Source organism: Nocardia carnea, from assembly GCF_029868325.1.
GTDB classification, from domain to species: domain Bacteria; phylum Actinomycetota; class Actinomycetes; order Mycobacteriales; family Mycobacteriaceae; genus Nocardia; species Nocardia carnea_C.
In genome coordinates, this window is sequence record NZ_JARWNW010000272.1 from 1 (window position 1) to 10,321 (window position 10,321).

At 67.8% G+C, this 10,321-nt stretch carries 7 protein-coding genes and 2 pseudogenes; 7 read left to right on the forward strand and 2 right to left on the reverse strand.

From position 1 onward, the window contains the following. Positions 1-97 (reverse strand): annotated as a pseudogene (locus QH196_RS32395) (short chain dehydrogenase); the annotation flags it as partial. 215 nt (positions 98-312) lie between these two features. Between QH196_RS32395 and nuoK the strand changes: the two are divergent. The 6 genes from nuoK to QH196_RS26570 all read left to right on the forward strand — a co-directional run bounded on the left by nuoK (position 313) and on the right by QH196_RS26570 (position 7,453). Then, positions 313-612 carry an NADH-quinone oxidoreductase subunit NuoK gene (gene nuoK, locus QH196_RS26545; protein ID WP_033241823.1) on the forward strand — a complete coding sequence of 100 codons (300 nt, stop codon included), beginning with the start codon at positions 313-315 and terminating at the stop codon, positions 610-612. 77 nt (positions 613-689) lie between these two features. After that, positions 690-2,576, forward strand: coding sequence for an NADH-quinone oxidoreductase subunit L (gene nuoL, locus QH196_RS26550; RefSeq protein WP_280418571.1), 1,887 nt, complete (start codon positions 690-692; stop codon positions 2,574-2,576). After that, positions 2,573-4,195 carry an NADH-quinone oxidoreductase subunit M gene (locus QH196_RS26555; protein ID WP_280418572.1) on the forward strand — a complete coding sequence of 541 codons (1,623 nt, stop codon included), beginning with the start codon at positions 2,573-2,575 and terminating at the stop codon, positions 4,193-4,195. Before nuoL ends, QH196_RS26555 begins: the two co-directional genes overlap by 4 nt. Then, a complete protein-coding gene (gene nuoN, locus QH196_RS26560; protein WP_280418573.1) occupies positions 4,185-5,807 on the forward strand; it encodes an NADH-quinone oxidoreductase subunit NuoN in 1,623 nt (540 codons plus the stop codon). Before QH196_RS26555 ends, nuoN begins: the two co-directional genes overlap by 11 nt. Positions 5,808-5,944: 137 nt before the next feature. Beyond that, the gene (locus QH196_RS26565; protein ID WP_280418574.1) at positions 5,945-6,295 is read left to right on the forward strand and encodes a hypothetical protein; all 351 of its coding nucleotides are present in this window, start codon (positions 5,945-5,947) and stop codon (positions 6,293-6,295) included. A 78-nt stretch (positions 6,296-6,373) separates the two neighbouring features. Beyond that, positions 6,374-7,453, forward strand: coding sequence for a phosphotransferase (locus QH196_RS26570; protein ID WP_280418575.1), 1,080 nt, complete (start codon positions 6,374-6,376; stop codon positions 7,451-7,453). A 20-nt stretch (positions 7,454-7,473) separates the two neighbouring features. On the opposite strand, the gene QH196_RS26575 is transcribed toward QH196_RS26570, so the two are convergent. Then, positions 7,474-8,673 (reverse strand): PucR family transcriptional regulator, encoded by a 1,200-nt coding sequence (locus QH196_RS26575; protein WP_280418576.1) that lies wholly within the window; start codon positions 8,671-8,673, stop codon positions 7,474-7,476. A gap of 167 nt (positions 8,674-8,840) precedes the next feature. On the opposite strand from QH196_RS26575, the pseudogene QH196_RS26580 reads away from it, so the two are divergent. After that, positions 8,841-10,109, forward strand: a pseudogene (locus QH196_RS26580) (aldehyde dehydrogenase family protein); the annotation flags it as partial. Between the last annotated feature and the right edge of the window lie 212 nt (positions 10,110-10,321).

Below are 10,321 nucleotides of genomic sequence, written 5' to 3' on the forward strand. Positions count from 1 at the left end.
CGGCGGTCCGTGCCCCGAGCAGCAGCTCGTGGTCGGGCGCCAGCTCCCGCGCAATCGCCGCCCCCAGCCCGCGCGCCGCCCCGGTGACCAATGCCACGGCCTGCTCCCGGCCGGTCCCTCCCTGAAACGCGGGCCCACCACCCCCCGGCGCCCGCGCCCCCCCGGGCCCCCCCCCCTCCCCGCTATCCTCGGGGGCGCTCCCCCCCCCGCGGAACGTCCCGCCGGCGATACCGCGCCGCCCGGCACCGGAGAAACCCCGGCGCCCGGCGCCGGGCATCCCACCGCTCGCCCGGCCGACGAGGAAGGTACCCGGTGAATCCCGAGAACTATCTGTTCCTGTCCGCGCTGTTGTTCACCATCGGCGCCGCGGGAGTGTTGTTGCGCAGCAACGCCATCATCGTGTTCATGTGCATCGAGCTGATGCTCAACGCGGTCAATCTCGCGTTCGTGACCTTCGCCCGGATGCACGCGAACCTCGACGGTCAGGTGTTCGCCTTCTTCACGATGGTGGTCGCCGCGGCCGAGGTCGTGGTGGGACTGGCCATCATCATCACCATTTTCCGCGCCCGCCGCTCGACCTCGGTCGACGACGCCAACCTGCTGAAGTTCTGACATGTTCGGGTCAAGCGCGGAGGCGCCAGCGCAGTGTAACCACGTAGCGCTCCCGAGCATGTCGAAAGGACGCTGATATGGATACCGCAACGCTGTGGCTGCTGCCCGCGCTGCCCCTCGCCGGTGCCGCCGTACTTCTGCTCACAGGCCGTCGCGCCGATAGTTGGGGTCATCTGCTCGCGACTTTCGCCGCGCTGGCGTCTTTCGCCGTCGCGATCGTGGCCTTCGTGGGAATGCTGGGCCGCGCCGATCCGGACCGTGCGGTGTCGGCGGATCTGTTCAGCTGGGTTCCGGTGGCCGGGCTACAGGTCGACTTCGGGCTGGCACTGGACCAGTTGTCGATGTGTTTCGCCCTGCTCATCACCGGCGTCGGCTCGCTGATCCATATCTATTCGGTCGGCTATATGAACGACGACCCCGGCCGCCGGCGCTTCTTCGCCTATCTCAACCTGTTCCTCGCGGCCATGCTGCTGCTAGTACTGGCGAACAACTACCTCGTGCTGTACCTGGGGTGGGAAGGTGTCGGTCTCGCCTCGTACCTGCTGATCGGGTTCTGGTACCACAAGCCGACCGCGGCGACGGCGGCCAAAAAGGCGTTCGTGGTGAACAGGGTCGGCGATATGGGGCTGGCGCTGGCCATGATGGTCATGTTCGCCACCTTCGGCTCGGTCGATTTCGACGCGGTCTTCGGGTCCGCGTCCGCCGCGAGCGACGCCACCCTCACCGCAATCGGGCTGCTCCTGCTGCTGGCGGCCTGCGGTAAATCCGCCCAGGTACCCCTGCAGTCCTGGCTCGGGGACGCGATGGAAGGCCCCACACCGGTGTCGGCGCTCATCCACGCCGCCACCATGGTCACCGCCGGGGTGTACCTGATCGCTCGCTCCAATCCGGTCTACAACCTCGCACCCACCGCACAGGTCGCGGTGGTGCTGGTCGGTGCGGTGACCCTGCTCTTCGGCGCGATCATCGGCTGCGCCAAGGACGACATCAAGAAGGCGCTCGCCGCGTCGACCATGAGCCAGATCGGCTATATGGTGCTGGCCGTCGGCCTCGGGCCCGCGGGCTACGCGGTGGCCATCATGCATCTGCTGACCCACGGCTTCTTCAAGGCCGGGCTGTTCCTGGGCGCCGGGTCGGTGATGCACGCCATGGACGACGAGACCGATATGCGCCGCTACGGCGGTTTGCGCACGCTGCTGCCGATCACCTACATCACCTTCGGCCTCGGGTATCTCGCGATCATCGGCGTACCACCGTTCGCCGGGTTCTTCTCCAAGGACCGGATCATCGAGGCCGCGTTCGCCGCCGAGGGTGTCGCGGGACCGATTCTGGGCACCGTCACCTTGATCGGCGCCGGACTCACCGCTTTCTACATGACCCGGGTCATGCTGCTCACCTTCTTCGGGGAGCGCCGCTGGAAACCCGATACCCACCCGCACGAATCCCCCGGTGTGATGACCGGACCGATGATCCTGCTGGCGCTCGGTTCCGTCGGCGCCGGTGCGGTGTTGGTCTGGGGATCATCGCTGCAGAACTGGCTGGCCCCGGTCGTCGGCGAACATCACGGTGAACCTGCGCTGCCGGTGCCCGTGATCACCGCGCTCGCGCTCGGGGTGGTCGCTGTCGGTATCGGGCTCGCCTACCGGCAGTACGGTCGCGCGAAGGTCCCCGCCGCCGCACCGGCCGCGGTCTCCGCTGTGACCGTGGCCGCCCGCCGTGACCTCTACGGAGATGCGGTCAACGAGGCGGCGTTCATGCGACCCGGCCAACACCTCACCCGGGCACTGGTCTACCTCGACAACCGCGGTATCGACGGACTCGTCAACGGTTGTGCCGCCCTCATCGGCGGTCTATCTGCGCGCGCCCGGCGAGTACAGACCGGATTCGTCCGTTCCTATGCCCTGTCCATGTTCACCGGCGCGGCCCTGGTGGCCGCCGCCCTGCTGGCCGTAAGGATCTGGTGAGCGCCGTGCCCTGGTTGACCGTGCTCTGGCTGCTCCCCGTGGTGGGCGCGGCAGTTGTGCTCCTGCTGCCCGCCGGCCGGTCGACCCCGGCCCGCTGGACCGGACTGGTGTTCGCTGTGGCGACGCTGGCCGTGGCGCTCGGCGTCGCCATGGCCTTCCAGCCGGGCGGGGAACAGTTCCAGTTCGTCGAATCCCATACCTGGATACCGGCGTTCGGCGCGGGCTACACCCTCGGCGTCGACGGAATCGCGCTGGTGCTCACGCTGCTCACCGCCGGACTGGTGCCGCTGTTGATCGTCGCGGGCTGGCACGACGACCGCGAGGTGGGGTCCGGGAAACGCGCCGCGCATATCTATATCGCCCTCACCCTGCTGGTCGAGGGCATGGTGCTGATGTCCTTCCTCGCCCTCGACATCCTGCTGTTCTATGTGTTCTTCGAGGCCATGCTCATTCCGATGTATTTTCTCATCGGCGGATTCGGGCCCCGCACCGACAGCGCGCCGGCGCGGCAGCAGCGTTCGCGGGCCGCGGTGAAATTCCTGCTGTACAACCTGCTCGGCGGGTTGATCATGCTGGCGGCGGTGATCGGTCTCTACGTTCTCACCGTCCAGCAGGGCCTCGGCGCCGACGGGGCGGGCACGTTCGATCTGCGCACGGTGGTGGCGGCCGCGAATGCCGGCGAACTCGGCGCCGGGCCGGCAGTGCTCAATGCCCTGTTCCTGGGGTTCATGTTCGCGTTCGCGGTGAAGGCGCCGCTGTGGCCGCTGCACACCTGGCTACCGGATGCCGCGGTCTCCGCGACACCGGCCAGCGCTGTGCTGATGATGGCGGTGGTGGACAAGGTCGGCACCTTCGGCATGCTGCGCTACTGCCTGCTGTTGTTCCCGGCCGCCTCGGATACCTACGCCCCCTTGGTGATCGCCCTCGCCGTGATCGGCATCCTCTACGGTGCGCTCCTGGCCATCGGGCAGACCGATGTGATGCGGCTGATCGCCTACACGTCGATCTCCCATTTCGGTTTCATCGTGCTCGGTATCTTCGCGATGACCAGTCAAAGCCAGACCGGCGCGACGCTGTACATGGTGAATCACGGTATTTCCACGGCGGCGTTGTTCCTGGTGGCCGGATTCCTGGTGTCGCGCCGGGGCAGCCGGCTCATCGCCGACTACGGCGGGGTGCAGAAGGTGGCGCCGGTACTGGCCGGAACGTTCTTCATCGCCGGCCTGGCCACCCTGTCGCTCCCCGGTCTCGCACCGTTCGTCAGTGAGTTCCTGGTGCTCATCGGCACATTCAGCCGCTACCAGGTGGCCGCGATCCTTGCCACCGGGGCACTGGTGCTGGCCGCGATCTATGTGCTGTGGCTCTACCAGCGGATGATGACCGGGCCGGTGGCCAAGGGCAACGAGGGGATCCGCGATCTGGTGCCCCGGGAACTGGTCGTGGTGGTGCCGCTGGTCGGCGCCCTGATTTTCCTCGGGGTGTATCCGAAGCCGGTTCTCGATTTCATCGATCCCGCGGTACATCAGACCCTCACCACCATCGGCAGTGTCGATCCACCACCGCCGGTCCCGGTACAACCGGAGGCGGCGAACAGCGGAGGTGTGCCCCATGAGCGCTGATCCACACGGCCGTGACATCCTGGCTGCCTCGATACCCGCGCCGAGTATCGAATACCACGCACTGGCACCGATTCTGATCGTCTTCGGGGCAGCGGTGCTGGGTGTTCTCGTGGACGCCTTCCTGCCACGCTCGCGCCGGTACCCCACCCAGTTGGCGCTCACCCTCACCGCTCTGGTCGCCGCATTGATCGCCGTGGTCCTCCTGTCCGGAACCAGGATGACCGCCGTCGCCGATGCGGTCGCCATCGACGGAGTGACCCTGTTCCTCCAGGGCACGCTGCTGGTGGTCGGGATCCTGGCCGTACTCTTCGTCGCCGAACGTGGACCGCTGCCCCGCCCCCGGTCCGGGCCCGGCACCTGGAGCCGCGCCGCCGCGGTCCCCGATTACGGGATGGACGCGTTCACCCCGCAGGCGTCCGCGGTACCCGGCAGCGGCGCCGAACGGTCCGCGGCGACCGCCGGTGTCACACCTACCGAGGTGTTTCCGCTCCTGCTCCTGGCCCTGGGCGGGTTGCTGCTGTTCCCGGCTGCGAACGATCTGCTCACAATGTTCGTTGCGCTCGAAGTGCTCTCACTGCCGCTGTACCTGTTGTGCGGGCTGGCGCGCCGGCGCCGGTTGCTTTCGCAGGAGGCAGCGCTGAAATACTTCCTGCTCGGCGCATTCTCGTCGGCGTTCTTCCTGTACGGGGTGGCGCTGCTCTACGGCCAAGCCGGCACGGTACGGCTGCCCGGTATCGCCCAGGCACTCGCGGCCGAAACCGGTTCGCCCACGCTCGCGCTGCTCGGTATCGCCATGCTGGCGGTGGGTCTGCTGTTCAAGATCGGTGCGGTCCCGTTCCAGGCCTGGGTGCCCGATGTCTACCAGGGCGCGCCCACGCCGATCACCGCCTTCATGGCGGCGGCCACGAAGATCGCGGCGATCGGCGCCCTGCTGCGGGTGCTGCAGGTGGGAGTTGCCGAAATCGCCGACGATTGGCGTCCGGTACTGGCCGCGGTCGCGGTGGCCACGATGGTGGTCGGTGCCGTCCTGGCGATCACCCAGACCGATATGAAACGTATGCTCGCGTATTCCTCGATCGCGCATACCGGTTTCCTGCTGACCGCGCTGGTCGCGGCGAACGACCGCGGGATCTCGTCGACGCTGTTCTATCTGTTCGTCTACGGATTGGGGACGCTCGGTGCGTTCGCGATCGTGAGTATGGTGCGCGAATCCGACGGCACCGAAGCCACCGCACTCTCGCGCTGGGCCGGTCTCGGCCGGCGCGCGCCGTGGCTCGCGACGGCATTCGCCCTTCTCCTGCTGTCGTTCGCCGGGATCCCGGTCACCGCGGGCTTCGTCGCCAAGTTCGCGGTGTTCCAGGCGGCGGCCGCCGGTGATGCCGGTTTCCTCGTGATCGTGGGCGTACTGGCGAGCGCGGTGGCCGCGTTCTTCTACATCCGGGTGATCGTGCTGATGTTCTTCACCGACCCACCGGCCGATGCGCCGGTCGTGGTCAGGCCACCGGCCACCATGGCGTCGATCGTGGTCGCCGCGGCCGCCACTTTGGTGCTGGGCATTGCGCCACAACCCTTGCTGGACATGGCCGGTCGCGCCGCGGAGTTCGTCGGCTGATCCGGCAGAGGATGCGGTGTCGATCCGTCTTTCGCGCCGAGTAGATGGCGGGGCGGCCACATACGGCCGGCCGGAGTCGACAGCTATTTACGACTCTATGTAGTAGCCGGCTCGGGGATCGAGTAGCGTTCCGTTGCATGGAACTCGTCTACAACGTTGTGGTCGTCACCCATCTGCTCGGGATGGCGGCCGTGGTCGGCGGATACGCTGCCGGGCGCCCCGGGGTCAACGAGGTGATGGTCTGGGGCGCGCGGGCCCAGCTGATCACCGGTGTGATCCTGGTCGGGCTCGCCGAATCGGTGTCCTCGCTGGACAAAGACCTGAACATGGTGAAGATCGGGATCAAGCTGGTGATCTCGGTGCTGGTGGCCGCGTTCGCGGAGATGGCGCGGGCCGATGCGAAACGCGGCAAGGATGCGGCCTGGATGCCGGATGCGGCGGGCGGTCTCGCGATCGTCAATGTTCTGATCGCGGCACTGTGGACCTGAGTCCGACTGTGCGGTAACACCAACAGTAATATATTCGAACCTCGGGTGCGGGGGCCGGGCGCGCGGTAGCGTTCGGCCATGGTGGATCCTCCGGACCTTGCGGTCGTCTCGCATCCGGCCGGCCTCACGAACGCGTGGCTGACGGCCGTGCTGGATGCCGCCGTTCTCGGCTTTTCGTATGAGCGCATCGGCACCGGACAGGTCAGTGACTGCTATCGAATCGCCGTCCATTACGCACCGGGTGCGGCCGGACCCGCGTCGGTGATCCTGAAAGTCGCCTCGGCAGACCCGACCAGCCGGCGGACCGGGGCGGCAATGGGGTTGTACGACAGCGAGGTGCGCTTCTACCGCGAGCTGGTGCCGCATCTGAGCCCGGGCCCCGTTCCTCGTTGCTATCACGCCGCCATCGACGCCGGTTCCGGCGCCTTCGATCTCGTACTCGAAGATGCGGCGCCCGCCGTGGCCGGTGACGAGATCCGGGGCGCCACGGTGGAACAGGCGCTGCATGCGGTGACCGCACTCGGCCGGCTGCATACCCTCGCCGCGGCGCGGCCGTCGCTGACCGAGGCCGACTGGCTCGAACGCGGTTCCCTGTTGAACGCCGAAATGCTGGCGCAGCTGTATACGCTGTTCCTCGCGCGGTACCGCGAATACCTGACAGGCCCCCAGCGTTCGGTATGCGATTCACTGGTCGCCGCGTTCGACGACTACCTCGAGCTGATGAGCGCGGAGCAGCGTGGCCTCGTGCACGGTGATTATCGCCTGGACAATATGTTGTTCGGGGCGCCGGGCGCGGCACGCTCACTGACGGTTGTGGATTGGCAGGGCGTGATGGCCGGACCCGCGCTCACCGATCTGGCCTATTTTCTGGGCGGCGCCCTGCCCGCCGAACTCCGCCGGGCACACTACGACGAACTTCTGCGCGCCTATCATGCGGCACTGGGTCCGGAACCGGCGCACACCCCGGAGCGGATCCGGGAAGCGGTCCGCCGGCAGAGTTTCATGGGCGTGATCATGTCGATCGCGGCTTCGGTCGTGGTGGAGCGCACCGATCGCGGCGACGAACTGTTCCTCACCATGCTGTCCCGGCACTGCGACCATATCCTCGATACCGGCGCATTGTCTCTGCTGATCGCCGGTGGCGGGAAGGCAGGCTGACCGGTCCAGGCATCCGCGGTTCACGATTCCGGGGCGGCGCCCAGCAGCGACCAAGCCTCCAGCGCCAGGTACAGCTCCGCGGACTGGCGCGGATCGGTGGTGTCGCGGCCGGTGAGATCGCGAATCTTCCGCAGCCGGTAACGCACCGTATTGCGGTGGCAGTGCATGGCTTCGGCGACCGCCGCGGCCGATCCCCCGCAGCGGTACCAGGCGTCGAGGGCCGCGATCAGGTCGTCACGTTCGGGGCCCGGCAGTTCAAGGACCGGCCCCAGGATCTGTGCGGCCGCCCGGCGGCCCGCCTCGGGTACGGCGATGAGCAGATGACCGACGGGTTCCGCACCGAAACGGACCGCCCCGGACACACCGGTGCGTACGGAGCGCGCGGCCAGCCGCGCCTCGGCTAGCCCCGCGGGAATGGCCTGCGATGCCCAGAACACGGTGCTGATCCCGACCCGGTCGGCGACGACCGAGGATATCGTCGCGGCCGCACGGTCGATCGCGGCCGAGGAGGCCGCGGACAGCAACCCGATATACGCGTCGATCTGCGCATCCCAGACCGACCTGATGCCGAGGGCGTCCAATGCCGCGGAAAGCTTTGCCGGCAACGGAGCGGTCGGTTCGGTATCGATCGCGACGACGGCGAACGCGCCCCGTTCCGGGAATCCCAGCGTCCGCAGGACGTCGAGAACCCTGGCCGGGTTCCCGGAATGGTCGTCGAACAGGGTCCGGATGAGCCGGCTCTGGATCTGGGCGTCCGAATGCGCGAGCAGAACCTCGGTATCGCGGTAGGCCTCGACTGCGGCGTCGGAGTACAGGTCGATGAGTTCCCACAGATGCGTGGCCAGATCGTGCAGCCGCGGATCGCCGGGTCCGTTCGATCGCGCGGTCAATTCTTCCCAGATGAGCCGGCCACCGAGCCGGTAGGCGTGCAACAGGGCCGCGATGGGGACGCCCTGTTCGGCCTTCAGGCGCCCGGCCGCACGGGCGGGCTGCAACCGGAACGGGTGCGTACGGGCCAGGGCACCGATCACCGAGGCCAGATTTTCCCGGCAGGTATGCGCCAACTGATCCTCGGTCAGCAGTCCGGCCTCTCCATAGGAAGGATCGGCCGCGGCGATACGGCCCACGAGGATATCGGTCAGCACCTCGACGGCGTCCGACAGCCGGCCGGCCAAGGCCGATGCTTCGGGCGCGGGTGTCACGGGCGCAGGCGTGGTCATATGTGGCAGTGTACGCAGGAAGAGTGACTCAGGCCACGCCGACATTGTGCACAAGCACAAATACCGGGGCCCAGGTCCGCAACATCGACACATACCCTTCGGTCGTGAGCACAGTCACACTCGTCGTTGTCCGGATAACCGCGCCATTCTCTTCAACGGAGTGCACCGTGCAGACAGAACAGCCCGCCGCGACCGATACCGTTATCGACGCCGCCGTCTCCGACCTTGCCGTGGGCGAGCAGAAATGGTCGCGGCTACCATTGGCCGGCAGACGCGCCCTACTCGACCGGGTTCGCGCGCTCACGGGCCGGCATGCCCAGGAATGGGTCGACGCCGCCGTGCGGATCAAGGGCCTGGCCACTTCGTCACCGTTGGTGGGCGAAGAGTGGATATCCGGACCCTACGCGTTCGCGGGCGCACTCGCCGCCGTCTCGCGCACTCTCGAATCGCTGGAGCAGGGCGTGAGTCCGCTCGCGAAGGCGAAGTTCGGTGCCGCTGGTAATCAGGTGACCGTCCAGGTGCTGCCCACGGGCCTGTACGACGAACTGCTGCTGAGCGGATTCAGCGCCGAGATCTGGCTGCAGCGGGGCGTCAGCTCGGCCGCGGCCAAGGCCAATGCCGGCCTCGCCCAGCTCGATCCGACCCGCACGCACGGTATCGGCGCGGTCCTCGGCGCGGGCAATATCACTTCGATCGCGCCGCTGGACACCGTGTACGAGCTCATCGCGCACAATCGGGTGGTCGCGCTGAAACTGAACCCGATCACCGATCCGCTGCTGCCGGTCTTCGAAAAGATCTTCGCTCCGCTGATCGACCTCGGGGTGGTGCGGATACTCACCGGGGGCGCCGATATCGGTGGACGCCTGATCGCCCACGAGCAGGTCGCCCACGTCCATATGACCGGTAGCGCCGCCACTCATGACGCGATCGTCTGGGGTACCGGCCCGGACGCCGAGGCCCGCAAGTCCGCCGGAACACCGCTGCTGGACAAGCCGATCAGCAGTGAACTCGGCGGTGTCTCCCCGACGATCGTGCTGCCCGGCCGGTGGAGCGCGGCCGATCTGCAGTTCCAGGCCGAACATATCGCGACGCAGCGGCTGCACAACGGCGGCTACAACTGTGTGGCGGCGCAGGCGGTGATCGTCTCCGCCGATTGGCCGCAGAAGGACGAATTCCTCGAGGCTCTGACCGCAGCCCTGGACCGGGCCCCGGCCCGCCGTGCCTACTACCCCGGCAGCGACGACCGGGTGGCCGGGGCGCGTAGCGCCTACCCCGACGCCCGGCGGCTGGGCGCACACGGTGAACGCACGCTGGTGACCGGGCTCGATCCCGCCGCCGCGGAGACGCTGTTCTCGACCGAATACTTCGCCCCGGTTCTCGGCGTGGTGGAACTACCCGGTACCGGGGGCGCGGTAGGCCCCGCCGCCGCCGCGGAGGCCCCCCCAACGGGGTACCGCACGCACGGGGGGGATATAGTTGTGGGGAGCGGCCACGCACACGCCCCGGGCGGCGCGCAGAGCGCCGGAAGTAATTCTGGTCGTGGGAATTTCCTGTAGCACAGTAGGTTACGACCAGGGCCGGCTGACCCGAGCGGCCGGCTCGGCCGCTGCGCTGAGCGTAGTTCGCCGGGGTGGGCGGTACATTGCGC